The sequence below is a fragment of the Cupriavidus sp. 96C5-1 genome (assembly GCF_057798855.1).
The window spans coordinates 348,924-375,084 of sequence record NZ_JBYOJU010000004.1 but is presented as its reverse complement, the minus strand read 5'-3'; the positions used below and the strand labels follow the sequence as shown (position 1 = coordinate 375,084).

Here is a 26,161-nt window from a genome sequence, read left to right as displayed (position 1 = left end):
CCCTCTAATCTTGAGCCTGACACCAGTGTTGTGGATCGAGGAGATACGCATGAGAAGAAAAATCGCTGTCATCGGGGGCGGGCAGTGCGGCCTGCACGTGGCATTCGGCCTGCTTGACCGCGGCTATGAAGTGACGCTTTACAGCGACCGAACGCCCGAGCAACTGCTTGGCAGCCGAATCCAGAGCACTGCCTTCCTGTTCAACCAGACCCTGGATATGGAGCGCCGGCTTGGCTTGAATTTCTGGGAAACCGAAGTGCCGCTGGGCGAGGGCATGTTGGTGGATTTCCGGGAGCCGACCGGCAAAAGCGTGCTCACCGTCGCCGGCCGCCTCCAAGAGAAATCGGGCCAGGCGCTGGATCAACGCACCAAGTTCGCGCGCTGGATGCAGGAGTTCCAGCTGCGCGGCGGCAACCTGGTGATCAAGACGGTGACGCTGGACGATCTCGAGCAGATCGCCGCGGACAACGCCCTGACTTTCGTCGCGGCCGGCAAAGGGCCGATCAATACATTGTTTGCGCGGGACGATGCGCGCAGCCACCACCAGAGCCCGCCGCGACAGCTCGCCGCCTTGCTGCTGCGTGGTTCCAAGCTGCTGGGCGAGCGGCCGTGGCCGAAGGCGGACTTCCGGCCGCTTCGGTTCAATTTCGTGATGGGTGTGGGGGAATTCTTTTCGTTGCCGTTCTATACGCATACCGCAGGAGAGTGCCGCAGCTTCCTGTTCGAGGCGCGCCCCGGTGGCCCCATGGACCGCTTCAACGATGCCGCGGACGGCCAGGAGCTGCTGAATGTCGCCCGGCAGGTGGTGCGCGAATTCGCCCCCGATGACGCGGCCTACCTCGATGACGCCCGGCTGACCGACGCGAATGCCTGGCTCAAGGGCGCCTTTACGCCCACCGTGCGCAAGCCGGTTGGCGTGCTGCCATCGGGCCGCGTGGTCATGGGGATCGGCGATACCGTGTGCCTGAACGATCCGATCGCGGGGCAAGGTGCGAACAATGCGTCGCGTCTGGCTGACCACCTGCTGCGCGCCATCGGCGAGGCGCAAGGCGAGGCCTTCGACGCCGGGTGGATGCAATCCACCTTCGATGCGTTCTGGCAGACGTCTGCCAGCTATACCACCGCATTCACCAACCTGCTGCTCGAACCGCCGGGCGAAGCAGTCATGCATGTGTTGGGCGCGGCATCGCAGAACCGCGTGATCGCCGACGAATTCGTGGGTTGTTTCGAGACGCCCAGCCACTTTTGGCCGTGGATCGCCGATGTTGGCGCGGCCCGGCGCTTCGTTTCCGACAGGATGGCAAATGCAGCCTAGCCATTCACCCGCTGATGGCCACGTGGTGGCCGATGCACCCTTCGAGGATGCAGGGCTGCGCAGCACACTGAGCTGTTTTCCGACCGGTGTGACGGTGGTCACCACCGCCGCCGCCGATGGCCGCTGGATCGGCGTCACTGCGAACTCCTTCACCTCGGTGTCGATGCGCCCGCCGCTGGTGTTGTGGAACCTGGCATGCAAATCGCCCAGCCTGCCGGCGTTCGAGCAATGCCAGCGCTTCGCCATCAATATCCTGGCGGCAGACCAGGCCGGCATCTGCCGGCAGTTCGCCACGCCGGCGGCGGACAAGTTCGCGGGTGTCGATACCTCGGCCGGCCTTGATGGCGTTCCCTTGATCGACGGTGCGGTAGCGCACCTCGAGTGCCGGACCGCCGCCATCTACCCCGGCGGCGATCACCTGATCCTGATGGGCCAGATCGTGCGGTACCGGTCGCGCAAGGCGGCGCCGCTGATGTTCTGCAAGGGCATCCTCAGTTCGCTGAACCAGGAAGCGCTGGCCGCTCTTTAACCCTGTTTTCTCGGGGAACGACAATGAAAGGCTTACAAGACAAGGTCGCCATCGTGACGGGTGGCGCGACGCTGATCGGCGCGGAGATCGTGCGCCAGTTCCATCGCAACGGCACGCGCGTCGTGGTTGCCGACATCGATGGCAAGAACGGCGAGGCGCTGCAGCGGGAGTTTGCGGATGGTGTGCGCTTTGTGCAAACCGATCTGACGCAGGACGAGCAGCTCCAGCGATGCGTCGATGCGGCGGTGGCCGCGTACGGCGGCATCGACTTTATCGTCAACGTGGCATGCAGCTATGTCGATGAGGGGCTTGCCTCGGACCGCCAGCAATGGAGCCAGGCGCTCGGCGTGAACCTGGTGGGCGGCGTCATGTTGCTGCGCGCGGCGTATCCGCACATGGTCCAGCGCGGCGGTGGCGCCATCGTGAACTTCGGCTCGACCAGCGCGCAGGTGGCGCAGGCGGGTCGCTGGCTATATCCCGCATCGAAAGCGGCGGTGGTGCAGCTGACGCGCAGCCAGGCGATGGACCTGGCCAAGGACAATATCCGTGTCAACAGTGTCTCGCCCGGCTGGACCTGGTCTGGCGTACTCGACCAGGTCTCGGGCGGCGACAAGGACAAGGCCAATCGCGTTGCCGCACCGTTCCATATGCTGGGGCGGGTGGGCGAGCCGGCGGAAGTGGCTGCCGCCGTGGTGTTTCTCTGCTCCGATCAGGCCTCGTTCATTACCGGCGCCAATCTGCCGGTGGACGGCGGCTACGGCGCCATGGGCCCGGAGCAGGGCGCAGCGCCGATCGCGGCCTTGATGGCGTGAGCGCGCGCCAAAGCGCGGATCACCAGGGATAAACGGCCGCACCCGCGGGGTTTGCGGTGCGGCCAGGACCGACATTATGACTACGACAGAACACGTAATCCATTTCTTGTGCCGCAAGGACGAGGTCCCGGACAACGAGGCGAAGCGAGTGTTGATTGCAGATCATCCGCCACTCGCCGTCTTCAATTTGAGCGGGGCGTATTACGTCACCGATGACAAATGCACCCATGGTGAAGCCTCGTTGTGCGAAGGCGAGATCGATGGCGTGCTGGTCGAGTGCCCGTTTCACCAGGGCGCGTTCGATATCAGGACGGGAAAGCCGGCCGGCGCGCCTTGCAGCCTGCCGCTGAAGACCTACGACGTCATCATGGAGGGCGATGGCGTTTGCATTCGCTCCGGAAGGTGAGGCCGCAATGACCTTTTCCATTGCAATCGCCGGCACCGGCGAAACGTTCGACTGCCAGGATGGCGATATCCTCCTGCGCGCCGGCTTGCGTGCCGGGCTTGGCCTGCCCTATGAATGCAACGTGGGTGCGTGCGGCACGTGCAAGTTCGAGCTGCTCGCTGGCGAGGTCGAGACCGTGCGTGGCGATGCGCCCGGCCTGTCGGCGCGTGACAGGGCGAAGGGACGGATGCTGGCTTGCCAGGCCAGGCCAAGGAGCGGCTGCACGGTCAAGCTGCGGCTCGACGACGCCTGCCGGCCAGCCTCGCGGCCCGAGGCGATGCCGGCAGTCTTGCGGGAGGTCAGCGCCGTCACGCACGATATCCAGGAGTTCTGCTTCGTCGGGCCGCGTCCCGCGGTATTCCTGCCTGGGCAGTACGCGCTGCTGCAACTGCCAGGCGTGGATGGCGCGCGCGCCTATTCGATGGCGAACCTGGCGAATGCAGCCGGCGAGTGGCGCTTCCAGATCCGCCGCGTGCCGCAAGGCGCGGGAACGACCGCGCTGTTCGAGCATATGAAGCCGGGCGATGCCATCGTGATCGATGGCCCGTACGGACTCGCCTACTTGCGGCCCGAAGCGCAACGCGACATCGTCTGCATCGCGGGCGGCTCGGGGCTGGCTCCCATGCTATCGATCGCGCGTGGCATGGCGGGGAATACGGCGATGTCGTCCGCCAGGCTGCACTTCTTCTACGGCGGCAGAACACCGCGCGACATCTGCGGGGAGAGCATGCTGCGCGAACTGCCGGGCTTCGGCGAGCGCATTGTCTTTCACGCGACAGTGTCCTTAAGGGAAGCCGGCCAGACGGGGATGTGGCGCGGCCACACCGGGTTTGTGCATGAACTGGTGGAGCAAATACTTGACAAGGCGCTGGCGCAATACGAGTTCTATCTCGCCGGGCCGCCACCCATGATCGAGGCCGTGCAGAACATGCTGCTGGGCGCGCACGCCGTGCCCGCCCGGCAGGTGCATTTCGATCGTTACTTCTGAGGCAGGCCCGCGCAATGACGATCGAAGACATGGTTGGCCTGCTGGCCGGCTGCTGTACGACGGTGGCCTTTGTGCCACAACTGGTCAAGATCTGGCGCTCGCGTTCCGCGAGCGATATTTCCTACGGCATGTACCTGGTGTTTATCCTCGGCGTGGTGCTCTGGCTGGGTTACGGCGTCGCGATCGGCTCGCGTCCGATGGTGCTGGCCAACGCGGCGGTGCTCGCGCAGGCGATCGCCGTGGTCATACTAAAACGCCGCTTCAAGTCCTGAGGTGCCGGTACGCCGGGCGGCGCTGCGCTGGTCCTTGCGCGCTACGTGTTTTTCCCTAGCCCGTTAGATGGCCGTACGGATTCCGCCGCGCGCGTGAGCGCCATAAGCTTTGCTCTACACACGGTGAGTTCAACGTTAGTTCAAAGTCAGTTCAAAGGAACACAGCATGCCAGCAAATACCGCTCAGGACGTTGTACATGTCAGCACCTACACCCGCGGCGTGATCGGCCCGGGACTGGAGATGCTCGGCCCGGTCAAGAACGGCGGCCGCATCGCCACCGGGACGCCGCCCGGTTGCTGGGGGCCGATGATCACGCCCATCTTCCAGGGCGGTCACGAGGTGACGCAACCGGTTGCGGTGGAAGGCGCACAGCCCGGCGATGCGGTCGCACTGAAGATTCTGCGCTGCGAGGTCACGTCGCAGGCTACCTCTTCAGGGGTGATGGAGTTTGTCGAAGGCCGCTATCTTGGCGACCCGTTTGTGGCGAAGCTGTGCTCGGCATGTGGCACGCCCAGCCCGCCCAGCCGGGTGGAAGGAATTGGCGAGGACGCCATCCGCTGCGACGTCTGCGGCGCGGAGGTCAGTGCTTTTCGCTTCAGCAACGGCTATGTGATCGTGCTGGATCGGGAGAACCTGGTTTCGCTCACCGTGGACGCCGCCGCCGCCAGGAAGATTGCCGGCGCGCCCGCCGGGCTTGCCTTGCTTCCGGAGAACTCGGAGCAGCACTCCATTCTTGCGCTCGCCCGCGCCGACATGCCCGGTATTGCCGCGCATATGCAGCCGTTTCTCGGGAATATCGGCACCATGCCGTCGATCGATATGCCGGACTCGCACAACGCGGGGGATTTCGGCGCATTCCTGGTCGACGCGCCGCACCAGTTCTCGCTGAGCCAGGAAGCGCTGGACCAGCACAAGACGGACGGCCATATGGATACCAACAGCGTGCGTGAAGGGGCCATCCTCATTTGTCCCGTCAAGGTGCCCGGCGCGGGCATCTACATGGGCGACATGCATGCGCAGCAAGGCAACGGAGAAATCGCCGGGCACGCGACCGATGTGGCCGGCGAAGTGGAGTTGCAGGTGGAGGTGATCAAGGGTCTGGCGCTGGATGGTCCGATCCTGCTGCAGCGCCCGGACGATCTGCCGACGATGGCGCGACCGATGAACGCCGCGCAGCGCGCGCATGTCCGTGCCCTGGCAGCCCGCTATGGGCAAGGTGAGATCGAAAGCAACGCACCGCTGACGTTCCTGGGTTCCGGGCGAACGCTGAACGATGCGACCAGGAATGGCCTGGACCGCGCCGCCAAGGTGACCGGCCTGCCCTATGACGAGATTCTCAACCGAGCCACCATTGCCGGCTCGATCGAGATCAGCAGGCTGCCCGGCGTGGCGCGGGTGACATTCCTGTGCCCGATGCCGGTGCTGGACCGCCTGGGCATCGGCCACCTGGCCCGCCGGCAGTACGGGCTGGACGATGCCGGCGCGCAGCAATAAACGATGTCAACGAAGTAAAGAGGAGCAGCGATGAACGCACCAAACGAGCGCTTGCGGTGGGCCGCGAAGTATCCGGAACTGGGCATGGAGCCCATCCCCGTGGAGCCTTGCATTTCGCCTGAGTACTTTGAGCGCGAAAAGGAGCAGGTTTTCATGAAGACCTGGCTGAAAGTGGCCCGGATCGAGGAGATTGCGAACCCCGGCGACTACAAGGTCAAGAAGATCCATTTCGCCAAGACATCCGTCATTCTGATTCATGGCAAGGACGGCAAGATCCGCGGCTTTCACAATACTTGCTCGCATCGCGGCAACAAGGTCATTGTCGAGCAGGGCGAAGAAACCTTCGGCCGTAGCAAGGCGGCCGTGGTGACCTGCCGCTTTCACGGCTGGGTCTACGATGCGCAGGGTCAGCTGGCTCACGTGCCCGAGGAGGACCGGTTCTCGCCGTGCTGGGAAAAAGAATCCAGCGGCCTGACGCCCGTGCATACCGACGTATGGGAGGGGTTCGTCTTCATCAACCTGGCCAAGACGCCGGCACAGAGCCTGAGCGACTATCTCGGTGGCATCGGCACGCATCTGGCCGCCTATCCCTACAACGCCATGAAGCGTTGCTTCAGCTATCACACCACGTTGGACTGCAACTGGAAGATCGCGCTGGATGCGTTCTCCGAGGCATACCATGTCTCGACCATTCACGCCGGCTCGTTTCCCAATGTGTTCTCGACCGGCCTGGCGGACGTGGAGCTGTTTGGCGACCATCGCACCACGGGCATTTGCCTGACGCTGAACGCGGAGCCGACGCCGGCCGCGCGCATCGCCAATGACATCACGGGGGCTTCGCTGGTAGCCAAGCGTGGCACCTCGATGCTCCCGCCATCGGTGAATCCCGGTCGCCGCGAGGACTTTTCGTTCGAGCTGAGCGTGGTGTTCCCGAACATCCTGATCCACATCTCGGAAGGAATCTGGTTTACGCATCAATTCTGGCCGGTCGCGCACAACAAGACCTTGTGGGAGGGCAAGTACTACGTGCCGGAGCCCAAGACCAACAGCGAGCGGTGGGCCGTGGAGTTCGCGCAAGTCCTGCAGCGCAACGCGTGGCTGGAGGACACCGCCACCATGGAGGACACGCATGCGGCGCTGGAGTCCGGTGCCAAGAGCCATATGGTCCTGCAGGACGAGGAAATACTGCTGCGGCACGGCTACAAGGTGCTGGAGCGATACATGAGCGCAAAGTGAGGATGGGATCAGATATGGACAACAGTCTGCCGAAAGGCTTTGAAATGCTTGAGCCCCTGGTGGCCGATTGGTCGCTACCGACGCAGAACGCCAGGCAGGAGCGGCGCAAGGCATCGTCGCGGGGCGAGTTGCGCTACTTCTACGACAACATGCTGCCGAAGCTGCCGGCCATTCTTTCGCATCTGGATGGTTATCCGCTAGGCGAGTTGCCCGCGGCCACCGCGCGCCTGTTCGCGTTGTCGCTGTCGCTGGCCGAGGTGGCGCCGCACATCGAATTGTATAACGGCAACCCGGGGGTTCCATTCAGCTTCGCCGAAGACCGGTTTGCCGCCGAACATGGCGAAACCGCCTTCTAACGCAAAAAAGACTCCCGGGTTCGCCCCCGGGAGCCGGGGACAAGGCATGAAGCACAAGACACTCGGCGAGCGCATTCGCCGCCTGGAGGCGATCGAGGCGATCGGGCAGGTCGTGGGGCAGTATGCGCGGGGCGCCGACAGGCGCAACGATCCCGAAATCATGGGGCCGCTGTTTCTCGATGATGCCGTGTGGGAGGCCGAGGGGTTTGGGCGTTGCGAAGGGCGGGATGCCATCATCGCCCATCTCACAAGGATCGGCGCTGAACAGATCGTCTGGAGCCTCCACTATATGGTGACGCCCCTCGTCACGCTCGAGGAGAATCTTACGCGGGCGCGGTGCCGCTGGTATCTTTGGGAATTGGCGCAATTCGCTGGAGAGGGCGGGCAGCCGGCTTCGCACTGGATCGGCGGCTGGTACGACAGCGTATTGTGCTGGTCCGGCGAGGCCTGGCGATTCAGGCATGTCGTCCTCGACCTCAGGCTGGTGCATCGCCATGGCGAGAATTGGTCGCCGCTTTCGCGTTAGCACTCGGCAAGGCGATCCGCCGCCGCGCCGCCCGCCATTTTCGTCAGCCGTCCCAGCGTCATTCGCCGGGCCAATTTCGCCGATGTCAGGCCGCCTGAGCGGCGGCGCGCGGAAGCAGCACGTGAAAGCGCGTCTCGTGGGCATCGGTTTCGGTCATCCAGAGGTGGCCGCCGTGCGATTCCACGATGGAGCGGCACAGGGAGAGCCCGATGCCGAGGCCTTCCCGCTTGGTCGAGAAGAACGCGCCGAACATCTTGTCCGGGCTGATGCGCGGCAATCCGTGCCCGGTGTCGGAAATCATGATCTTGACACGCTCGTCCGCCATCCGATGCACGGAGATGCGCAACTGCTTGAGCGCCGACCCGGCTTGTTCGATCGATTCGATGCCGTTGACGGCGAGATTCACCACCACTTGCTGGATCAGTACATCGTCGCACTCGGCCCAGCATGGCCTGGCGTCCAGATCGTAAGCCACCGCCACATGCGCGTGCTTGGCGCGAACCTCGATCAGGTCTGCCAAGTTGTTGACCACGTTGCGCAAATCCGCGGTCTGGCGCCGATAGTCCCCGTTGCAGGTGAAGTTCCGTACTGTGTTGACGATCTTTCCCGCGCGCTCCGCCTCGTTCTGCGCCAGTCGCAGCGCGGCCAGAATGCTCTCCTCGGAGTAGCGTCCGCTCTGTATCTGGCGGCGGCAGCCGGCAACGAAGTTGACGATGGCGAAGAATGGCTGGTTCAGCTCGTGCGCGAGCGCGGCGGCCATTTCGCCGGTGGTTGAGAGCCGCGCAATGTGCCCGAATTGCCGCTCCCTCGCGCGAAAGTGCTCCTCATCCTGCGTCCGTTGCGTGACATCGCGGAAGTTGACGAGTATGCCGCATACCGCCGGATCGGCGACGAGATTGCGGCAACTCGCCTCAAAGATGCGCCAGTTGCCATTGCGATGCAGGATGCGGAAGGTCAGGGTGCTGTCCGCTTCCGGCTGCAGCGCGGCCAGCAAGGCGCGCAGTTCTTGGCCATTGTCCTCGTCAAGGAAGTCGAACACCGGGCGCCCGATGACAAAGCGCGACGGCACACCGAGCAGCGGCAGGATGGAAGGGCCGACGAAGCGGATCGTGCCGGTCTCGGAAAGGATGGCGATACCGTCCGAGGAGCGTTCGATCAGACGGCGGTAGTAGCGTTCCTTCTGGCGCAGCGCTTTCTCCGCGTGCTTGCGCTCGGTGATGTCCCGGGCGATGGCGATCACGCGCACGACACCGTCGAGCGTGATGGTCTTGAGGCTCACCTCGACCGAGGTTTCGCTGCCCTTGCGGTTGCGTATCACCCACTCGAACAGCAGGCCGTCGCGCGATCGCGCGGCCTCATGGATCTTGCGCAGTCCTTCGCTGGTGTTGTACGGGAACAGATTTCGGGTGAGTTCGCCAATCGTCATTCCCCTCAGTTCTTCCACGCTGCATCCGTACATTTCGCAGGCCTTGCGGTTGGCCTGCAATATCTCGCCAGTGTCCTTGTCGTGGATCACCATGATGTCGTTCGCGTACTCGAAGACCTCTTGATAGTTGGTTGGCAGGTGCAAGTCGATGGCTCCGGAAACGGGCGTGTCGTGAAAAGAAAACGCATGCGTCAGCGTAGTCAATTCCTCTTCCTGGTGCAAGCACGCCCGGCGTTCGCGGCACCACGGGCCTGCATCTCTACGTGTTTTTGCTTATGCGCATAGATATTGGAACGGATGAAGTTCATTGACCCATCGGCGTAGGCTTGTTCATCGGTCGACGATCGCAAAAGACGTATCGCGCCGGTGCCCCAATCCACGAGGGCATGCAACGGATCTGCCACGGCTGGCCGTTTTCGCTGGATTACACACCTGTTGCGCCGCTCGAGCGGCAGTGGACCGGGAGGTTCGCCGCCGCGGCAGCTTGCATCAACGACAGGCGATGACATCTTTATGGAGGAATGGAATGAGCAATCCCGATAACCTTGCCGCCAGCATCGAGGATCATGCCCTCGACGCCGTGCCGGACGCCAGCCGCAAGGGTTGGCTACAGCTTTCATGGAGCACCGTCGGTATTGTTACCACACTGGTCCAGCTCTTCGTGGGCGCGCTGACAACCTTTGTCGCGGGCATCAAGATCGGCATTCTCGCAGGCTTGATGGTGACTGTGATCGGTGCCGCGTTGGGGTGGGGCGTGGGCCACGTTGCTTACCGAACGGGCTTGTCCAGCACGGTGTTGTCGCGCTATTACGGATTCGGGCAGAAAGGCTCGATCCTGACCGCAGCCGTGTTCGGCTTCATGATCATCGGCTTTCTCGCGCTGGAGAACGCCCTGCTCTACAAGGGATTCCTGTTCTACCTGAATATCGCGGACACGATGACGAGCCGTCTTGTCGTCTACGGCTTGTTGACGGTGGCGTGGATCCTGATCACCGCATTCGGCTTCGAACTGGTGTCGCGCGTCTCTTCCCTGACCCTTGTGGCTTTTCTCGGCGTACTGGTCTACATGGTGTTCGACGTGATCGCATCATCGGGACAATCCTGGTCGTCGGTGATGTCGTTCGGGGCGCAATTGCCGCCGGATGCGCTCAAGGCGCTTGGCGCCGACACCGATTCCGGGAAGTTCGTGTTCTGCGTGAACGTGATGATCGGGTCGGCGGGCGCCCTGGCGATGATCGATGCCGATCTTGGCCGCTATGCGAAGTCGTCCAGGGACATCGGGTTCGCGGCATTGCTGGGCAACCTGTTCATGGATGTCGTGATGCTGGCCGTGGGCGGCGTCGTGATGTATGCCGGCATGGGCGCGCTGGTGGACTACTACGTGAACACCGGCATGACCCGGGACACGGCCCGGCAGGTGGCGCTGCAAAGCCCAGATAGCGTAGCCGCCGCGTTCATCGTGTTCGGCGGCGTGGCCGGCACCATCCTGATGGTTCTGGCGCAGTCGAAGGCGCAGGTCCTCAATGTGTACAGCGCCTCGCTATCGTTGACCAACTTGTTTGACGCGGCGTTCTCGTGGCGCCCGGGCCGGCTGGTGTTTGTGGCGCTGGCGAATGTGCTTGCCCTGCTGATGCTCGCCGGTTCGATTCTCGAATGGTTCAATTCCTTCATCACCATCCTCGGCATTCTTACTACCAGCTTCGCCGGCATCATCGTTGCCGACTATTTCCTGGTGAGGCGCTATATCTCTTCGGAGCAGACCAGGGCACACGCCTTGTCGGACTTGAATTGGCCTGGCCTCACAACCTGCGTGCTTGCCTTTGTGCTCGCGCATTACGTGTTCACCGCCTGGGTACCGATCGAGTTTTTCGTCTCGATTACGGTTTCCCTGTTCCTGTATCCCGTTTTGCGCATCGCCTCGATCCGCCTTGGCGGCAAGTCCATGCCGCACGCAAACGTGGGCTAGGCATCGCTGCGGGGCGGCGGGCTGGCCGAGGCCGGAAAGCGGTGCGGGCAGCCTGGCCAGCGGCTCTATCGACGATTACGACGATTACGACGATTACGACGAACAAGAACGATGAGGGCGGTGCCGGGCCGGACGGGCCGGAGACTGCCGCAAGCCATGGCGTGGACGCGGTTTCACGCATGGATATCCACGGAAAGGAGAGAGGAAATGAACTGTCGGCAATGGCTGCCTTTGTGCGCTGTCCTGGTTAGCGCGATGGCAAATGCACAATCCAGCGTGACGATGTACGGCATCATGGACGCGGGTGTGACTTACGTGAGCAACCAGGGAGGTAAGCAGAACTGGTTGATGGATACCGGGATGATGTCGCCCAACCTGTTCGGCGTGCGCGGCGCGGAGTCGCTGGGAGGCGACACCAAGGCGGTATTCACGATCGAGGGCCAATACGCGCTGGACAATGGCGCCAGCATTGGCGGCTTGTTCGGCCGCCAGTCCTTCGTCGGGCTGTCATCTTCGTGGGGCACGCTCACGCTGGGCAAGCACTACGATTTCAGCTTCGACGTGCTGGCACCGCAGCGCTATGGCTCATCGTTCAAATATGTGAGCTTGCACAATCTCCGGCAAGGGCCGTTCGGTGGTCTTGGCATTCCCACGATGCCAGGCGGCGCGCTGGATTTCGACCGCGTCGGCGGTGCTGAGCGCATAGCGAACTCCATCAAGTTCTCCAGCGCGAACTACGGCGGTTTGAGTTTCGGCGGCCTGTATGGCTTCGGGGAGACGGCGGGGCAGGCTTCTCGCAACCGCGCCTACAGCGCGGGGATCAGCTATGGCAGCGGCCCCTTTGGTATTGGCGCCGCGATCACGGAGGTGAGGTATGCAGGCATCAACGATGGCAAGGATGGCATTCGGACCTGGGGCCTGGGTGGGCGCTACGCGGTAGGCGACGCCATTTTCAATGCGCTCTATACCAATACGAGAAACACCTTCACCGGTGGCGGCGTCCAGGTGTTGCAGGCCGGCGTTACCAAGGTTGTGCTGCCGAACACGACGGTCCTGTTCGATTACCAATACCAGCGCGGCAATGCCATCCTGGAGAAAAACTTCGCGCACCAGTTCGGCCTGACGCTGGACTATGAGTTCTCGAAACGGACGGACACCTACCTGGGTGCGGTCTATCAGGGTGTCGGCGGCGGAGCGAGCGCGCAGGCGTGGATTCCCGGATTGCCGGGTGCGGCTGATGGGAAGCGGCAGGTCCTGGTGAGAGTGGGGCTGCGGCATATATTCTGAGGACTCTGTCTGCAGGCGATTGGAGCAAGAGGCAAAGGGCGTCGTGCGATGACAGCTTCCGGACTCGCCTGAGCGGATCACGCGCGCCTGCCGGGCCGGTTCGCTCGATTGCCGTCTGGCACAGGATCCGCATGACCGAGGCTAGGCCGCGCGAGCCGGCCAGGATCCGGCAGCCTGCACGGTGCGCGCAGCGTCACTTCGAAGAGACATTCCGGGTCGGACAGGAAATTGGCGATGCCGCGCAGTGGTCAGGCTCCAGGAGGCAACGGCATTTTGCTTGAGAGGAACGCTAGGAGAATCAGGGCGTCAGGCCGGTCCGGATGTAGCGTGACCCACGCGCATTGCGCCGTGCTCCGCCGTTGGGCTGGCCGGCTCCGCCCAGGTAGGCGTCGCGCAGCGTGTCAAGCTGCTGGAGTTCCCACGACGTTCCGTGCGCCACCACACGGCCGCCTTCCAGTACGTAGCCAAACTGCGCATGGCGCAGCGCTACGCTGGCATTCTGCTCCGCCAGCAGGAAGCTGACGCCCCCGTCGCGGTTGAGCGCCGCGATGATCTCGAAGATCTCCTCCACGATCTGCGGTGCCAGGCCCATCGAGGGTTCGTCCAGCAGCACCAGGGAGGGCCGGGCCATTAGCGCGCGGCCAATCGCCACCATTTGCTGCTCGCCGCCGGAGGTATAGCCCGCCAGTGTCTTGCGCCGGTCTCGAAGCCGCGGAAAGATGCCGTAGATGCGTTCGAGATCGGCGGCAAGGTCGCGGGCAGAAGGCTGGCGCAGGAAGGCCCCGATGCGCAGGTTGTCCTCCACCGACAGATGCACGAAGCAGCGCCGGCCCTCCAGCACCTGCACCAGTCCGTGCTCGGCCAGCGACCACGGGTCGGCTTCGGTAATGCCCTGGCCGCGATAGGTGATGCTGCCGGCGGTCAGCTCGCCGCGTTCGGCTCGGATCAGGCTCGAGATGGTCTTGAGCGTGGTGGTCTTGCCGGCGCCGTTGCCGCCCAACAGGGCGACGATGGCGCCGGCCGGCACCGCCAGCGAGACGCCGCGCAAGGCCGGGATGATCTGGCTGTAGGTGACGGCGATGTCTTCGACCTGCAGGATCACGTCGGCGCTCATGCTCAGCTTTCCTTGCTGCAATCGCGCGGCGTGATGCCTTTCTCCTTGGCATAGGCCTTGGCCGATTGCTCGATGATCGGGCGCAGCAGCGCGCGGTCGGCCTGTACCCAGTCGCTGACCACCTTCCACTTGCCGCCGTCCCACTGCTGGAAGCGCACCGCACCGCCGCCTTCGTGGTCGGCGCAGGAGAGCTTGAGCGGCTGCACCAGGCCGAACGCGCCCAACTGCTTCAGGCGCGCGTCGTCGAGGTGCAGGTGTTCGAAGCCCCAGCGCACCTGCTCTCCGCTCAGCGGCTTGTTGCCGTACTTGGCCTGCGCCACGCGCAGGGCTTCCACGTTCAGGATACCGTTGACCACGCCCAGGTTGTAGTACACGGTGCCGAAGCGCGCGGGATCCTTAAGGTCGCCGTGCCCGGGCTTGACGACGTACTGGTTGATGGCCTGCAGCACGGGGAAGTCAGTGCCGGACGGATGGGTGGTGATGGAGATGAAGCCCTTGGCCGCATCGCCGGCGGGTTGCGCGTCTTCCTCCGAATTGCTCCAGATGTTGCCGATGATGTGGTCGGGCGGGAAGCCCACCTTCTGCGCGGACTTCAGCGCCACCGGGTTCATCACGCCCCAGCCGCGCAGGATCACCCAGTCCGGCTTGATACGGCGGACGTTCAGCCATTGCGAGCCCTGTTCGTTGCCGGGATGGGGCACCTCGATCTGGGTCAGCTCGAAGCCGTATTGCCTGGCCAGCGTCTTCAGTACCGGAATGGTCTCGCGGCCATAGGGCGAGCCGTGGTAGAGCACCACAATCTTCTTGCCCTTGAGCTTGGCCGCGCCGCCAGATTGCTGGGCTATGTAGTTGACGATGGCGGAGACCTCGCTGTAGGGGTTCAGTTGAAGCGGGAACACGTAGGGGAACACAGAGCCGTCGGTGGAATCGGTGCGGCCGTGGTTGATGGTGATCAGCGGCAGCTTGTCGGCGGTGGAGCGGTCGATGGTAGCGTAGGCGATACCCACCGACAGCGGATTGGTGGCTGCGGCAGGCGCGCCGTTCAGGCCGCGCTTGAGCCGCTCATAGCACTCCACGCCTTTCTCGACCACATACTCGGTCTCGCACTCGCTCCAGGTCAGCTTGACGCCGTTGACGCCGCCGTCGCGCGTGTTGACCAGGCGCAAGTAGTCGATGAAGCCACCGAAGAAGCCGGTTCCGCCAGCCGCGTAGGGACCGACGCGATAGCTTTGCAATGGAAAATACTCTTCGCCCGCGGCGTGCGCTTGCGGCGCCAGGCCAGTGGCGAACGCCAGCGTCAGGCTGGCAAGTGCGGCAACGCGGTTCAGCGCGGGAATGCGGCTGCGGGAAGGACGATGGGGATATTTGGCGTTCATGGGTTGTGTGCAGGGAACGAGACCGTGGGGTTGGAGGAAGGGGATTGAAAAACGGGGTCAGGCGCGTAGCGGCCAGTCGCGCTGGCGCTGCCGCGCCACTTGCACTAACCGGGCCAGGCCGTCTGGCTCCTTGATCAGGAACACGATGATCAGCGTGCCGAACAAGATCTTCTGCAGGTTCTGCAATTGCGCGGCGTCGATGCCGATGGCGGCAAGCGCGCCCGCCGCGTGCGACAGCACGATGGGCAGCAGTACGATGAAGGCCGCCCCCAGGAAGTTGCCGCCGATGCTGCCCATGCCGCCAAGGATGATGATGAACAGCACCTGGAACGACAGATTCAAATCGAAGCCGTGCGGCTCCACCGTGCCCAGGTAGGCAAAGGCCCACAGCGCGCCGGCAATGCCCAGCACGAATCCACTTAGCGCGAAGGCCAGCAGCTTGGTGCGCGCGATGGGGATGCCGATCACGCGGGCGGCGGTATCCATGTCGCGCACGGCCGTCCAGCGTCGGCCCAGTTCGCTTTTCACCAGGCTGGCGGCAAACAGGAAAAGGGCCGTGACCACGCCGAGAACCAGCAGGTAACGCGCGGCCGGCGTGTTGATCTCCCAGCCGAGTACGGCCATCCTGGGCGCGCTGAGCACGCCCGAGCTGTCGTCGTTGGAGAACCAGCTCACGCGCGTGAAGATCCATTCGACGAAGAACTGCGCGGCCAGCGTGGAGACGATCAGGTAGAAGCCCTTGATACGCAGGCTGGACAGGCCGAAAAGCACGCTGACGACGCTGGTGATCAGGCCGCCGAGCAGCAGGCCGGCCAGCAGCGGAAGCCCCGGCACGCGTACCACGAGGTTGTAGGACGCATAAGCTCCCACTGACATGAAGGCGGCAGAGCCGAGCGACAACTGGCCCGCGTAGCCGGTCAGCAGATTCAGGCCGAGGCCTGCCAGCGACAGCACCAGGAAGGGAATCAGGATGGCGTTGAGCCAGTAGTCGTTGCCGAATATGGGGACGGCGACAAAGGCGATGGCGGCAAGAAGCGATAGGCCGATTCCGAGCTGGAGCCGGCGCCGGCCACCGGCAGACGGCAGGGTGAGGGGGGCTGCAAACCGGGTCGATGACATGGCGAATCTCATACGCGTTCGACGGCGGGTTCGCCGAACAGGCCGGCGGGGCGCGCGAGCAGGAACAGCATCGCGAGCAGATAGGGGAACCAGTTCTCGATGCCACCGCCGAGCAGCGCGCCGAGATAGACCTCGGCCAGCTTCTCCGACGCCCCGATCAGCAGCCCGCCGGCAATGGTGCCGCCGATCGAGGAGAAGCCGCCGATAATCAGCACCGGCAGGGCCTTCAACACCACCAGCGACAGCGAAAACTGCACGCCCAGACGGGCACCCCAAAGCAGCCCTGCAATCAGGCTGGTGAAGCCGGCCAGCGCCCACACGATGGCCCAGATGCGGGGCAGCCGAATGCCCACGGCTAGGGCGGCAAGCGGGTCGTCGGCGACGGCGCGCAGCGACAGTCCCAGGCGCGTGCGGTTGGTCAGCAGCCACAGGCCGGTCACCAGCACGGCGGCGGTCGCGGCCGCGAACAGATCGAACTGGCTGACCATCACGCCGGCCAGCTCGAGCGGCTTGTCGTCGATGCCGAGGTCCAGGCCGTGTACCTGCGCGCCCCAGAACAACTGCGCGGCCCCTTCGAGGATGAAGCTCAGGCCCAGGGTGGCCATGAACAGCACGATGGGCGGTCGGTTCACCAGCGGGCGCAGCACCAGCCGGCCGATGGCCAACGCGATCAGCACCAGCACCGCCAGCGTCAGGCCGAAGGCCAGCCACGGATTGACCTGCCGCTCGGCCAGGCTGACGAAGGTCAGCGCGCCGAACAGCACCAGCGAACCTTGCGCAAAGTTGAACACGCCCGAGGCCTTGTAGATCAGCACGAAGCCGATCGCCACGAGCGAATACATCACGCCCGCCAGCAAGCCGCCGGCGAGTACCTCCAGGAAAAAGCCCATGTTGTGTCTCAGTGACGGGTGCCGAGATAAGCGGCGAGTACGTCAGGATCAGCGCGCACGTCGGCGGGCAGGCCATCGGCAATCTTCCTGCCGTAGTCCAGCACTACCACGTGGTCGGAGAGGTCCATCACCATGCCGATGTCGTGCTCGATCAGCACGACGGTGGCGCCGAGCTGGGCATTGGCTACTAGCACGTAGCCGGCCATGGCTTGCTTTTCCTCGGCATTCATGCCGGCCATGGGTTCGTCCAGCAGCAGCAGGCGCGGCTCGGCGGCCAGCGCGCGGGCCAGTTCCACGCGCTTGCGCACGCCGTAGGGCAGCGTACCGACGATGCTGTGGCGGTGCTCCTGCAGGTCGAGCGCCTCGATGACGATCTCGCTGTAGCGCAGTTGCGCGGCGTCGTCGGCGCGCGCGCGGCCGATGCGCAGCGTCTGCTCCAGCCATGTGCTGCGGCGATGCAGGTTGCGGCCGGTCAGCACGTTATCCAGCACGCTCATGCGGTGGAACAATGCGATGTTCTGGAAGGTGCGGGCAATGCCACTGTGCGCCGCGCGGTACGGGTCCATGCGCCGGTGGGCGCGGCCGTCGAAATGGATGCAGCCTTCCTGCGGGCGGTAGACGCCGTTGATCACGTTGAGCAGCGAGCTCTTGCCCGCGCCGTTGGGGCCGATCAGTGCGCATATCTCGCCGGTGCCGACGGCGAAGCTGATGTCGGTGACGGCCTTCACGCCGTTGAACGACAGCGAGACGTGCTCCAGCGATAGCAATGTGGAGGATGGAAATGACATGAGGCGGAAGGATCCTGGTTCAATAGGCCGGCTGGGCCGCTTGCGGGTGGTTCCGGAGGGGCAGGGCATCGGCGCGGGAGGCAACCCGCTGCCACCCGCCGGTCTCGGGCCACGCGTGCACGTCGACGCGCAGCGCGGCGAACAGCGCAGCGGTGCTGTCGTTCAGCGCGGGCCCCGTCACCAGCGCCGCATGCGTGCGCGAGAAGCCGATCACCTCGCGCAGCGGACGGGCCACCAGCCACCAGGCGATGGCGCGCGTCAGCGGGCCGCTTCGCCGGCTTTGCGAGCTTGCCAGCAGCTTGCGGCGCCAAGTGTGTGGGCCGGGCAGGCGGTCGTCGACCAGCTGGGCCAGCCGCGCGTAGGTTTCCCGCGTGCCGGCCACTAGCGTGGGCGCCAGCTCGCGGCGGTCGTTGTCGCGGGTGGCGAGCGATTCGGGGAAGTTCAGCCGGAAGCCGGCGAGCAGCCAAGGCGCGATCAGGTAGCGCGCCTGCGCCGCCGCCGCAAAGGCTCGCGCAGCGAAAGCCTCATCGCCGGCGTGCAGCCGCTCCGTGGCAGCCACATGCCGTGCTTCGCGCACCAGCGCGGCATGCGTGAAGCGCTGCTCGGCAAGCTCGCCCGGCGCCTCGGCGCGCAGGAAGGTGAAGGCCTCGCCATGCGGCTGCGCGGCGGGTGAAAAGCCCGCAGGCGAGGGCGCATGCAATGCGCCATAGTCGGTCACGCAGGCATGAGGATGCCCGGGCAGGCCGCGCGGATTGGCATCGATCACGCGCGGCACGCGCGTCAGCAGGCGGTCGAGCTGCCGGTCGTCCTCGGCGAAGGCGAAGCGCGGCGCCAGGTGCCGCACGATGTCGTCGAGCGCCGCATCGCCCAAGTGCGGGTCTAGCGGCACAGCCACGCCGCCCGCCCACTGGGCCGCCAGCGACAGCAGCAGTGCCTCCGTGCGCGGATGGCTGACCAGCGCCAGCGTGTCGCCGGGCGCGAAGCCCAACTGCGTCAGGCCGGCGGCAAGCTGCTCGGTCTGCTCGACAACCTGCTGCCAGGTCAGCACCTGCCAGCGGCCCAGCCGCTTGTCGCGCAGCGCGGGTGCGTGCGGGCGCTGCCGCGCTTGCTGGCGCAGGCAGTCGGGCAGCGTTTGCGGTTCGCCGATGGCCATGGTCAGGCTGCCTTTGCCTGTTGCCTGCGCTCGAGCTCGCGTACCAGCGGCAGCACCCGCTTGCCGAAGTATTCCACCTCCTCGATGAAATGCAGGAAGCCGGTCAGCACCAGGTCCACGCCTACCGATTTCAGCTCGACGATGCGCTCGGCGATCTGCTGCGGCGTGCCGATCAGGTTGGTGCGGAAGCCGTCGTTGTACTGCACCAGGTCTTCGAAGCTCGACTTGGCCCAGTTGCCTTCGCCTTCCGGCGCTGCCTTGCCGGCCTGCTTCACCGCGTCGCCGAAGGCATGCACGGCTTCTACGTGAGCATGCTTGATGATGTCTGCAAGCACGGCCTTCGCTTCTTCCTCGGTGTCGCGGGCAATCACGAAGGCGTTTACGCCAATGCGGACCTTGTGCTTGTTCTTGGCCGCCTTGGCCTGGATGTCGTCGATCTGCGCCTTGAGGCCCTCGGGCGTGTTGCCGTTGGTGAAGTACCAGTCGGACACACTGGCGGCGTTGTCGCGCGCGGCGCGCGAACTGCCGCCCTGGAAGATCTCGGGGTGCGGCTTCTGGATCGGCTTGGGGCTCAGGGTGTAGTCGTTGAAGCGGTAAAAGTCGCCCTTGAACGTGAAATTGTCTTGGGTCCAGATGCCCTTGAGCGCCTGGATGAACTCGTTGGAGCGGCGGTAGCGCTCGTCATGCTCCAGCCACGGTTCGCCCAGCGCGGTGAACTCGCCCTTGAACCAGCCGCTGACCACATTGATGGCGATGCGACCGTTGGAGATATGGTCGATGGTGGCCAGCTGCTTGGCCACCACGGCCGGATGCCAGGGGCCGGGAAGGATGGCGGCCAGCACCTTGAGCTTGGTGGTTGCGTGCAGCAGGGCTTGGCTGAACGACACCGATTCGTGCTGATGCTCGGCGCCGTAGCCGGCAGTGAAGCGGATCTGGCTCAGCGCGTATTCGAAGCCTGCGTCCTCTGCGGTTCGGGCCAGCTTCTGGTTGTATTCAAGGCTCCAGTCGGTACGCTGCTCGATGGTGCTGACCACCAGGCCGCCGCTGACGTTGGGGACCCAGTAAGCGAACTTGACGTCGTCGTCGTGCGAAGAATGCTGGCTCATGGTTGTACTCCGAGATTGGTTTGATAGACTGGATTCACTTGGAATGGGACCGGTGGGGCTAGGCAGCCAGCGCCGTGGCCTGCTGGAAGGGCGCGCTGGAGCGCCCGCCATGCACCCAGGGAACGGCGCGTTCGATGGCCAGTGCGATGCGAGCCTGCAGCGCCGGATTGGCGATTTCGTAGCCGCGGAAATCGGCTTCCGACGCGTAGACGCCGATCGGCAGCGTGCGAGCCTGGAAGAAGCTGAACAGCGGGCGCAACTGGTGATCGATCACCAGTGCGTGGCGGTCGCTGCCGCCGGTGGCGGCCAGCAGCACGGGCACCTCGATCAGCGCCTCGTGGTGGACCAGGTCGAACAGGTGCTTGAACAGGCCGGTGAACGACGCGCGATACACGGGGCTGGCCACCACCAGCAGGTCGGCCGATTCGATGGCCTGGATCTGTGCCTCGACCTCGGCGGGCAACTGGCTGCGATGCAATGCGCCGGCCAGGCGCGGGCCGATCTCGCCAAGCTCGATCAGGCGTGTGTCGATCGCCAGCGCATTGCCAAGCGATGCCAGTATCTGCTCCACCAGCACCAGCGTGCGCGAGGGGCGCTGCAAGCCACCGGAGATGGCGACTACGTTAAGTCTCTTGCTCATGTTTCGACTTCCTTCGAGGGAGTGCGGAAAGCAACCGCAGGACAGCAATACAGGGGTAATAGCGAGAACCGTGCCACTGCGCGGGGCGAGGTGGGCGCGGCGTGTTTTCCTGCAGCAGCGGCGGGATTGCCGCGCAATCAGGGGGTCCGCATGACGTTATTCAGTGCCGGCATGAAGCTGGCGCAGCAGGGCTGCGGCGCTGCTGCTGCCGGGAAAGCAGTGCCGCAGCCGTCCATTCGCATGTCGGCGCCTTCATGAGTAGAAGCTCGGCACCGGCAAGCGCTCGTTCAGTGCCCAGTCGCCGAGTTCGCGTACCTTGTAGTCGAGCGGGTCGTGGAGCGTGTGCACGCGCAGGTTGCGCCAGAATCGGTCCAGCCGCAGCGCTGCCGTGGTGGCACGCGCACCGGTCACCTCGAACATGCGGTTGGCCACTTCCAGGCCGGCGCGGGTGGTGGCGACCTTGGCCGCCGCCACGGCAACAGCTACCTTGCCGCGCTGCCGTTCCGTGAGCGCCGTGCCGCGTTGCCAGGCGTCGTCGAAGGCAGCGGAGGCCTTGTCGGCAAGGGCGCGAGCGCCTTCCAGCGCGAGCCAGAAATCTCCGTAGTGCCCGAGCACATAGAGGTCTTCGCTGGCGCTGGCCGCGGGCGACGCGATCCACGGGCGCGCGCTCTGCAATGTGAAACTGCGCGCTTCGGCCAATGCGCCTTCGCCCAGGCCCAGGTAGATATTGGCCAGGATCAACTGCGCGAGCATCGGGCGTAGGCAAGCGAAGGGCGTCGACAGCGGTCCAGGGTCGGTCAGCAGGTCGGCTGGCGCCACGGAGAGTCGGTCGAGGATCACCGTGCCGCTGTCGGTCTGGCGCTGGCCCATGTTGTCCCAGTCGTTGAGCACCGTGATGCCTTTGCGTGCGGTGGGCACCACGCCGATCAATAGTCGACTGTTGTTCTCGAAGGCGGACACCACCAGCATGTCCGAGTCGGCCGCGCCGGAACAGAAGCTCTTGCGTCCGGAAAAGGTGTAGCCGCCGTTGGACGAGGGGGAGGCGAGCGCACCCTTGTCAAGCGGGTTTAGCGCATTGCCCCAGAACCAGCGCCGCTGCACGCTCTCCTTTAGCCACGGCTGCCATTGGCCGTCGTGCCCGAACAGGCGCGTGGTCGCCAGCAGCAAGTGGTGGAAGGCAAACAGGTGCGCCACCGAGCTGTCCACCCGCGCGAAACGCCGTACCACGCCCAGCACGGCTTGCCAGTCGGCGCCCAGGCCGCCCTGTCCGGTCGGCACGCTCAGCGCCAGCAGGCCGCTCTCGCGCAGCAACTGGCGCTCCGCCGTTGCCGTGCCGCCGCGCTGGTCGCGCTCGACGGCCGTTCTTGCCAGCGCCGTGGCTACCTCCTCGACGGTCCCCAGCCACGGCGCGACGTCATCGCCCGTATCCACCGCTATGCGCGTCATACCTGTGCCTCCCTGGCGTCCTCGGACTGCCGCAAGCGCGTCGGTGGCACGATGTCATTGGCGATCATTTCGCCGAAGGGGCCGGTCAGGTTGATCTGCGCGGGGGCTCGCGTCTGCTCCAGCGGCAGCAGCGGAAACAGCAGCTCGGCCACGCGGTAGGCTTCCTCCAGGTGCGGGTAGCCCGAGAAGATGAAGGTCTCTATGCCAAGCTCCGAATACTCCTTGATGCGCGCGGCAACCTCCTGCGGATTGCCGACCAGCGCGGTGCCGGCGCCGCCTCGCACCAGGCCCACGCCAGCCCACAGGTTGGGCGATACCTCCAGTTGGTCGCGCCGTCCGCCGTGCAGCGCGGCCATGCGCTGCTGGCCGACGGAATCGAAGCGGGAGAAGGCCTTCTGCGCGGCTGCGATGGTGTCGTCGGTGACGTAGGAGATCAGTTCCTCGGCTGCCTGCCAGGCCTGCTCGCTGGTCTCGCGCACGATCACGTGCAGGCGCATGCCAAAGCGCAGCGTGCGCCCGTGCCTGGCCGCGGCGGAGCGGGCACGGGCGATCTTGTCGGCGACATCGGCGGGCGGCTCGCCCCAGGTCAGGTACACATCGACCTGTTGGCCGGCCAGTTCGATGGCGGGGTCGGAAGAGCCGCCGAACCAAAGCGGCGGATAAGGCGTCTGCACGGGTCGGTAGAGCGTCCTGGCGTTTTCCACGCGCAGATGCTTGCCGGTGTGGTTGACCGTTTCGCCGGCGGCCACGCCGCGCCAGATGCGCAGGAATTCGTCGGTCAGCTCATAGCGTTCGGCGTGCGAGAGGAAGCTGCCGTCGCCATGCTGCTCGTCGGGGTCGCCGCCGGTTACCACATTGATCAGCAGGCGGCCGTTGGAGAAACGGTCGAGCGTGGCGGCCTGGCGGGCGGACACGGTGGGGGAGATGATGCCCGGGCGGATCGCGACCAGGAACTTCAGGCGCTCGGTGAACGGCATCAGCGAGGCCGCCGCGATCCACGCGTCCTCGCAGGAGCGGCCGGTGGGAATCAGCACGCCCTCGTAGCCGAGTTCGTCGGCGGCCTGCGCGATCTGCCGCAGGTAGTGATGGTTGACGCTGCGCGCGCCGTGCGTGGTGCCAAGGTGGCGACTGTCGCCGTGGGTGGGAAGGAACCAGAATAGTTGCATAGGGAGTGCGGTTGAAGGTCGACGGAGTACTCCTTCTGCAGATTGCGTGCCCATGGCATGCATCTGCCCGCCAGGCCCTGCCCAGCGCGTCTTCGGCGCCTATCGCGGCGTTCGCGCCGGTGCCGTGGCTGCTGCGTGAGAAGCAGTCATGCAGCAGCGTGCTGGCCGGGAAGCTGCTGCCGGTGCAACGTTGCTGTCAAAGAAGCAGTTCAACTTTCGTTATTCGAACAAAATCCTTCAAATCCGGGCCCAGATGGTCAGAATGTGTTCGTCAGGCAGCAGGCCTGCCACATTCATATCAACGCGCGGTCGTGCTACCACTACCGCCGGTCTTGCGCGCCAGGCGCAGAAAATCATTGCCCCTATGCATGCCATCCAGGTTCCGCCGGGAGCGCCGGCATCCCCTCTGTCCCCGCCAGCCGCCACTGCGGCCGACGGCACGCCGCGGCAGCTTGCGCAGCAGTTGGCGCAAGCCTTTGCCGTCACTGCGGCCGAGCGCGATGCGCGCGGCGGCACGCCCAAGGCCGAGCGCGATGCCTTGCGTGCCAGCGGCCTGTTGGCCTTGAGCATTCCCCTGCGGTACGGCGGCCACGGCGCCAGCTGGCGCGAGACGCTGGACGCGGTACGCACAGTCGGCCGGGCCGACGGTTCGCTGGGCCACGTGTTCGGATTCCATCACCTGATGCTGGCTACGGTGCGCCTGTTCGGCGCGCCGGTGCAGTGGGAGGCATGGTTCGAGCAGACCGCGCGCCACCAGTGGTTCTGGGGCAATGCGCTGAACCCGCTGGACGAACGCGCGGTCAGCCGCGAGCATGGCGACTGGCGCGAGTTCAACGGGCAGAAGAGCTTCTGCTCCGGCGCGCTCGACTCGGAGATGCTGATTGCCTCCGCGCGCGACGCCGACAGCGGCACGCTGCTGATAGCCGCGATCCCCACTGGGCGCTCGGGCATCTCGGTGGCAGAGGACTGGGACAACATCGGCCAGCGCCAGACCGATAGCGGCACGGTCACCTTCAAGAAGGTGCGTGTGGAACACCATGAGATCCTTGCCGATCCCGGTCCATTGTCGACGCCGTTCGCCTGCCTGCGTCCGCTGCTGGCGCAGTTGATCCTGACCAATATCTACCTGGGCATCTCCGAGGGCGCCTTTGACGATGCGCGCCACTACACGCTGCACGAGTCCCGTCCCTGGCACGCGGCCAAGGTGGAGCGCACCGACGACGACCCCTACATTCTCGGCCAGTACGGCGAGTTCTGGGTCGGCCTGGAATCCGCGCGCGTGCTGGCCGATCGCGCGGCGGACCGGCTGGATGCCGCGTGGCAGCGCGGCGCGGCGCTCACCGAGGCGCAGCGCGGTGAGGTTGCGCTGGCCGTGGCTACCGCCAAGGTTTGCGCCACGGAAACCGGGCTGGGCATCTGTACGCGCATGTTCGATGTGGCCGGCGCGCGCGCCACGCATGGCGCGCTGCGGCTCGACCGCCACTGGCGCAACCTGCGCACCCATACCCTCCACGACCCGCTTGCCTACAAGCTCAGGGAGCTTGGCGACTGGGTGCTCAAGCAACGCTATCCCACGCCGGGCTTCTACTCATGAACTCTTCGCTACAGCGTTCCTTTCCAGAGCGCGTGGAATCAGTGCCGGCCGAGGCTCCGCCGCTGCTGACGCTACCCGGCAAGCGCGCGCTGGCCACCTCCATCCGCGCCAGCGCCCAGGTGTTCGCCGATCCCCATTCTCTGGCCTTGCTCGAACGTATCCGCATGGTTGCGCCGAGTGACGCCAATGTGCTGGTGATCGGCGAAACCGGGACGGGCAAGGAGCTGGTGGCGCGCCACGTCCACAACCTCAGCAGGCGTGCCGGCGGGCCCTTCGTGGCTGTCAACTGCGGGGCCTTCTCCGAGACGCTGGTGGAGAGCGAGCTGTTCGGCCATGAGAAGGGCGCGTTTACCGGCGCGTTCTCCGCCAAGCCCGGCTGGTTCGAAGCCGCCAACGGCGGCACGCTGTTCCTGGACGAGATCGGCGACCTGCCGCTGTCGATGCAGGTGAAACTGCTGCGCGTACTGCAGGAGCGCGAGATCGTGCGGTTGGGCACGCGCAAGAGCATTCCCATCGACGTGCGGGTGCTGGCGGCCACCAACGTGCATTTGCAGGACGCCGTAGCGGCGGGTCATTTCCGCGAAGACCTGTTCTATCGTTTGAACGTGGTCCATCTAGCCGTGCCGGCGCTGCGCGACCGTCCCGGCGACATCCTGCCGCTGGCCAGGTACTTCATCGAGGAATACCGCGACCGGCTCGGCTACGGGGCGGTGGTCATCGAGCCACGCGCCGAGCGCAAGCTGCTGGAACACAGCTGGCCAGGAAATATCCGTGAGCTAGAGAACGTGATTCACTATGGCCTGCTGGTGTGCCGCAGCGACGCGCTGGGTGAAGGCGATCTGCAGATCTCGTCGTTCGGCCGGCAATCGGTACAGCGCGTGGCCAGCGAGCCCGCGCAGTCGACCTCGTTCGAGGGGTTGGAGGTGGCGTTGCGCAACCTCTTCGGCAAGGGAGAAGACAAGCTGTTCGAGCAGATCGAGGATGCGGTGATGCGGGTGGCGTTCGACTTCTGCTACCGCAACCAGATCCAGGCGGCGAGGCTGCTCGGCATCAGCCGCAACGTGCTGCGTGCGCGGCTGATCCGCGCCAAGCAGATCTCGGCGCAGAAGTAGCGCT

25 protein-coding genes are annotated in these 26,161 nt (G+C 65.0%); 14 read left to right on the top strand and 11 right to left on the bottom strand.

The window, feature by feature from the left end:
- The first annotated feature begins 49 nt into the window (after nucleotides 1-49).
- The 10 genes from AC3FOF_RS08380 (at nucleotide 50) to AC3FOF_RS08335 (ending at nucleotide 7,974) form a co-directional block, all read left to right on the top strand.
- Nucleotides 50-1,315 (top strand): styrene monooxygenase/indole monooxygenase family protein, encoded by a 1,266-nt coding sequence (locus AC3FOF_RS08380; RefSeq protein ID WP_488726284.1) that lies wholly within the window; start codon nucleotides 50-52, stop codon nucleotides 1,313-1,315.
- A complete protein-coding gene (locus tag AC3FOF_RS08375) occupies nucleotides 1,305-1,844 on the top strand; it encodes a flavin reductase family protein (RefSeq protein WP_488726283.1) in 540 nt (179 codons plus the stop codon). Before AC3FOF_RS08380 ends, AC3FOF_RS08375 begins: the two co-directional genes overlap by 11 nt.
- Nucleotides 1,845-1,867: 23 nt before the next feature.
- Complete coding sequence (locus tag AC3FOF_RS08370; RefSeq protein WP_017224116.1) at nucleotides 1,868-2,656, top strand: SDR family oxidoreductase; 789 nt, start codon at nucleotides 1,868-1,870, stop codon at nucleotides 2,654-2,656.
- A gap of 76 nt (nucleotides 2,657-2,732) precedes the next feature.
- A complete protein-coding gene (locus AC3FOF_RS08365; RefSeq protein ID WP_017224115.1) occupies nucleotides 2,733-3,062 on the top strand; it encodes a non-heme iron oxygenase ferredoxin subunit in 330 nt (109 codons plus the stop codon).
- 7 nt (nucleotides 3,063-3,069) lie between these two features.
- Nucleotides 3,070-4,089 carry a 2Fe-2S iron-sulfur cluster-binding protein gene (locus AC3FOF_RS08360; protein ID WP_488726282.1) on the top strand — a complete coding sequence of 340 codons (1,020 nt, stop codon included), beginning with the start codon at nucleotides 3,070-3,072 and terminating at the stop codon, nucleotides 4,087-4,089.
- 14 nt (nucleotides 4,090-4,103) lie between these two features.
- Nucleotides 4,104-4,361: a SemiSWEET transporter gene (locus AC3FOF_RS08355; RefSeq protein ID WP_017224113.1), complete on the top strand. Its 258-nt coding sequence runs from the start codon at nucleotides 4,104-4,106 to the stop codon at nucleotides 4,359-4,361.
- A 166-nt stretch (nucleotides 4,362-4,527) separates the two neighbouring features.
- Entirely contained in the window at nucleotides 4,528-5,856 is a 1,329-nt protein-coding gene (locus AC3FOF_RS08350) for an acetamidase/formamidase family protein (RefSeq protein ID WP_488726281.1), read from the top strand.
- Nucleotides 5,857-5,886: 30 nt separating this feature from the next.
- A complete protein-coding gene (locus AC3FOF_RS08345; RefSeq protein ID WP_488726280.1) occupies nucleotides 5,887-7,092 on the top strand; it encodes an aromatic ring-hydroxylating oxygenase subunit alpha in 1,206 nt (401 codons plus the stop codon).
- Between the two features lie 14 nt (nucleotides 7,093-7,106).
- Nucleotides 7,107-7,448, top strand: coding sequence for a hypothetical protein (locus AC3FOF_RS08340; protein ID WP_017224110.1), 342 nt, complete (start codon nucleotides 7,107-7,109; stop codon nucleotides 7,446-7,448).
- A 46-nt stretch (nucleotides 7,449-7,494) separates the two neighbouring features.
- The gene (locus AC3FOF_RS08335; RefSeq protein WP_488726279.1) at nucleotides 7,495-7,974 is read left to right on the top strand and encodes a nuclear transport factor 2 family protein; all 480 of its coding nucleotides are present in this window, start codon (nucleotides 7,495-7,497) and stop codon (nucleotides 7,972-7,974) included.
- Between the two features lie 85 nt (nucleotides 7,975-8,059).
- On the opposite strand, the gene AC3FOF_RS08330 is transcribed toward AC3FOF_RS08335, so the two are convergent.
- Nucleotides 8,060-9,544 carry a PAS domain S-box protein gene (locus AC3FOF_RS08330; protein WP_488726278.1) on the bottom strand — a complete coding sequence of 495 codons (1,485 nt, stop codon included), beginning with the start codon at nucleotides 9,542-9,544 and terminating at the stop codon, nucleotides 8,060-8,062.
- A gap of 382 nt (nucleotides 9,545-9,926) precedes the next feature.
- On the opposite strand from AC3FOF_RS08330, the gene AC3FOF_RS08325 reads away from it, so the two are divergent.
- Both AC3FOF_RS08325 and AC3FOF_RS08320 read left to right on the top strand, forming a co-directional pair.
- Complete coding sequence (locus tag AC3FOF_RS08325) at nucleotides 9,927-11,366, top strand: cytosine permease (protein WP_017224107.1); 1,440 nt, start codon at nucleotides 9,927-9,929, stop codon at nucleotides 11,364-11,366.
- 156 nt (nucleotides 11,367-11,522) lie between these two features.
- A complete protein-coding gene (locus tag AC3FOF_RS08320; RefSeq protein ID WP_488726277.1) occupies nucleotides 11,523-12,653 on the top strand; it encodes a porin in 1,131 nt (376 codons plus the stop codon).
- 298 nt (nucleotides 12,654-12,951) lie between these two features.
- Here AC3FOF_RS08320 and AC3FOF_RS08315 read toward each other — a convergent pair whose 3' ends face one another.
- The 10 genes from AC3FOF_RS08315 to ssuD form a co-directional block, all read right to left on the bottom strand.
- Nucleotides 12,952-13,767, bottom strand: coding sequence for an ABC transporter ATP-binding protein (locus AC3FOF_RS08315; protein ID WP_017224105.1), 816 nt, complete (start codon nucleotides 13,765-13,767; stop codon nucleotides 12,952-12,954).
- A gap of 2 nt (nucleotides 13,768-13,769) precedes the next feature.
- Nucleotides 13,770-15,143 carry an ABC transporter substrate-binding protein gene (locus AC3FOF_RS08310; RefSeq protein WP_488726276.1) on the bottom strand — a complete coding sequence of 458 codons (1,374 nt, stop codon included), beginning with the start codon at nucleotides 15,141-15,143 and terminating at the stop codon, nucleotides 13,770-13,772.
- A 57-nt stretch (nucleotides 15,144-15,200) separates the two neighbouring features.
- Nucleotides 15,201-16,262 (bottom strand): branched-chain amino acid ABC transporter permease, encoded by a 1,062-nt coding sequence (locus tag AC3FOF_RS08305; RefSeq protein WP_017224103.1) that lies wholly within the window; start codon nucleotides 16,260-16,262, stop codon nucleotides 15,201-15,203.
- 8 nt (nucleotides 16,263-16,270) lie between these two features.
- Nucleotides 16,271-17,152, bottom strand: coding sequence for a branched-chain amino acid ABC transporter permease (locus AC3FOF_RS08300; protein ID WP_276264710.1), 882 nt, complete (start codon nucleotides 17,150-17,152; stop codon nucleotides 16,271-16,273).
- 8 nt (nucleotides 17,153-17,160) lie between these two features.
- Nucleotides 17,161-17,940 carry an ABC transporter ATP-binding protein gene (locus tag AC3FOF_RS08295; protein ID WP_488726275.1) on the bottom strand — a complete coding sequence of 260 codons (780 nt, stop codon included), beginning with the start codon at nucleotides 17,938-17,940 and terminating at the stop codon, nucleotides 17,161-17,163.
- A 19-nt stretch (nucleotides 17,941-17,959) separates the two neighbouring features.
- On the bottom strand, nucleotides 17,960-19,093 hold the full coding sequence (locus AC3FOF_RS08290) for an AMP-binding protein (protein WP_488726274.1): 1,134 nt from the start codon (nucleotides 19,091-19,093) through the stop codon (nucleotides 17,960-17,962).
- A gap of 2 nt (nucleotides 19,094-19,095) precedes the next feature.
- Nucleotides 19,096-20,199, bottom strand: coding sequence for a dimethylsulfone monooxygenase SfnG (sfnG, locus tag AC3FOF_RS08285; protein WP_017227174.1), 1,104 nt, complete (start codon nucleotides 20,197-20,199; stop codon nucleotides 19,096-19,098).
- 58 nt (nucleotides 20,200-20,257) lie between these two features.
- Complete coding sequence (gene msuE, locus AC3FOF_RS08280) at nucleotides 20,258-20,839, bottom strand: FMN reductase (RefSeq protein WP_017227175.1); 582 nt, start codon at nucleotides 20,837-20,839, stop codon at nucleotides 20,258-20,260.
- A gap of 252 nt (nucleotides 20,840-21,091) precedes the next feature.
- Nucleotides 21,092-22,285, bottom strand: coding sequence for an acyl-CoA dehydrogenase family protein (locus AC3FOF_RS08275; protein WP_276264713.1), 1,194 nt, complete (start codon nucleotides 22,283-22,285; stop codon nucleotides 21,092-21,094).
- Complete coding sequence (gene ssuD, locus AC3FOF_RS08270) at nucleotides 22,282-23,451, bottom strand: FMNH2-dependent alkanesulfonate monooxygenase (RefSeq protein WP_276264714.1); 1,170 nt, start codon at nucleotides 23,449-23,451, stop codon at nucleotides 22,282-22,284. The genes AC3FOF_RS08275 and ssuD overlap by 4 nt, the downstream gene beginning before the upstream one ends.
- A gap of 364 nt (nucleotides 23,452-23,815) precedes the next feature.
- On the opposite strand from ssuD, the gene AC3FOF_RS08265 reads away from it, so the two are divergent.
- Together AC3FOF_RS08265 and AC3FOF_RS08260 are read left to right on the top strand one after the other, a co-directional pair.
- Nucleotides 23,816-25,045 (top strand): acyl-CoA dehydrogenase family protein, encoded by a 1,230-nt coding sequence (locus tag AC3FOF_RS08265; protein WP_276264715.1) that lies wholly within the window; start codon nucleotides 23,816-23,818, stop codon nucleotides 25,043-25,045.
- Nucleotides 25,042-26,157 carry a sigma-54 interaction domain-containing protein gene (locus AC3FOF_RS08260; RefSeq protein ID WP_276264716.1) on the top strand — a complete coding sequence of 372 codons (1,116 nt, stop codon included), beginning with the start codon at nucleotides 25,042-25,044 and terminating at the stop codon, nucleotides 26,155-26,157. Before AC3FOF_RS08265 ends, AC3FOF_RS08260 begins: the two co-directional genes overlap by 4 nt.
- Nucleotides 26,158-26,161 lie beyond the last annotated feature (4 nt).

Excerpts from the sequence above, each read along its gene's own strand:
- sfnG (WP_017227174.1), bottom strand. The coding sequence starts at position 20,199 with ATGAGCCAGCATTCTTCGCACGACGACGACGTCAAGTTCGCTTACTGG.
- AC3FOF_RS08345 (WP_488726280.1), top strand. The coding sequence starts at position 5,887 with ATGAACGCACCAAACGAGCGCTTGCGGTGGGCCGCGAAGTATCCGGAA.
- ssuD (WP_276264714.1), bottom strand. The coding sequence starts at position 23,451 with ATGCAACTATTCTGGTTCCTTCCCACCCACGGCGACAGTCGCCACCTT.
- AC3FOF_RS08340 (WP_017224110.1), top strand. The coding sequence starts at position 7,107 with ATGGACAACAGTCTGCCGAAAGGCTTTGAAATGCTTGAGCCCCTGGTG.
- AC3FOF_RS08265 (WP_276264715.1), top strand. The coding sequence starts at position 23,816 with ATGCATGCCATCCAGGTTCCGCCGGGAGCGCCGGCATCCCCTCTGTCC.
- AC3FOF_RS08360 (WP_488726282.1), top strand. The coding sequence starts at position 3,070 with ATGACCTTTTCCATTGCAATCGCCGGCACCGGCGAAACGTTCGACTGC.
- AC3FOF_RS08350 (WP_488726281.1), top strand. The coding sequence starts at position 4,528 with ATGCCAGCAAATACCGCTCAGGACGTTGTACATGTCAGCACCTACACC.
- AC3FOF_RS08310 (WP_488726276.1), bottom strand. The coding sequence starts at position 15,143 with ATGAACGCCAAATATCCCCATCGTCCTTCCCGCAGCCGCATTCCCGCG.
- AC3FOF_RS08375 (WP_488726283.1), top strand. The coding sequence starts at position 1,305 with ATGCAGCCTAGCCATTCACCCGCTGATGGCCACGTGGTGGCCGATGCA.
- AC3FOF_RS08380 (WP_488726284.1), top strand. The coding sequence starts at position 50 with ATGAGAAGAAAAATCGCTGTCATCGGGGGCGGGCAGTGCGGCCTGCAC.
- AC3FOF_RS08365 (WP_017224115.1), top strand. The coding sequence starts at position 2,733 with ATGACTACGACAGAACACGTAATCCATTTCTTGTGCCGCAAGGACGAG.
- AC3FOF_RS08300 (WP_276264710.1), bottom strand. The coding sequence starts at position 17,152 with ATGGGCTTTTTCCTGGAGGTACTCGCCGGCGGCTTGCTGGCGGGCGTG.
- AC3FOF_RS08335 (WP_488726279.1), top strand. The coding sequence starts at position 7,495 with ATGAAGCACAAGACACTCGGCGAGCGCATTCGCCGCCTGGAGGCGATC.
- AC3FOF_RS08290 (WP_488726274.1), bottom strand. The coding sequence starts at position 19,093 with ATGGCCATCGGCGAACCGCAAACGCTGCCCGACTGCCTGCGCCAGCAA.
- AC3FOF_RS08315 (WP_017224105.1), bottom strand. The coding sequence starts at position 13,767 with ATGAGCGCCGACGTGATCCTGCAGGTCGAAGACATCGCCGTCACCTAC.
- msuE (WP_017227175.1), bottom strand. The coding sequence starts at position 20,839 with ATGAGCAAGAGACTTAACGTAGTCGCCATCTCCGGTGGCTTGCAGCGC.
- AC3FOF_RS08370 (WP_017224116.1), top strand. The coding sequence starts at position 1,868 with ATGAAAGGCTTACAAGACAAGGTCGCCATCGTGACGGGTGGCGCGACG.
- AC3FOF_RS08320 (WP_488726277.1), top strand. The coding sequence starts at position 11,523 with ATGGCGTGGACGCGGTTTCACGCATGGATATCCACGGAAAGGAGAGAG.
- AC3FOF_RS08305 (WP_017224103.1), bottom strand. The coding sequence starts at position 16,262 with ATGTCATCGACCCGGTTTGCAGCCCCCCTCACCCTGCCGTCTGCCGGT.
- AC3FOF_RS08275 (WP_276264713.1), bottom strand. The coding sequence starts at position 22,285 with ATGACGCGCATAGCGGTGGATACGGGCGATGACGTCGCGCCGTGGCTG.
- AC3FOF_RS08355 (WP_017224113.1), top strand. The coding sequence starts at position 4,104 with ATGACGATCGAAGACATGGTTGGCCTGCTGGCCGGCTGCTGTACGACG.
- AC3FOF_RS08295 (WP_488726275.1), bottom strand. The coding sequence starts at position 17,940 with ATGTCATTTCCATCCTCCACATTGCTATCGCTGGAGCACGTCTCGCTG.
- AC3FOF_RS08325 (WP_017224107.1), top strand. The coding sequence starts at position 9,927 with ATGAGCAATCCCGATAACCTTGCCGCCAGCATCGAGGATCATGCCCTC.
- AC3FOF_RS08260 (WP_276264716.1), top strand. The coding sequence starts at position 25,042 with ATGAACTCTTCGCTACAGCGTTCCTTTCCAGAGCGCGTGGAATCAGTG.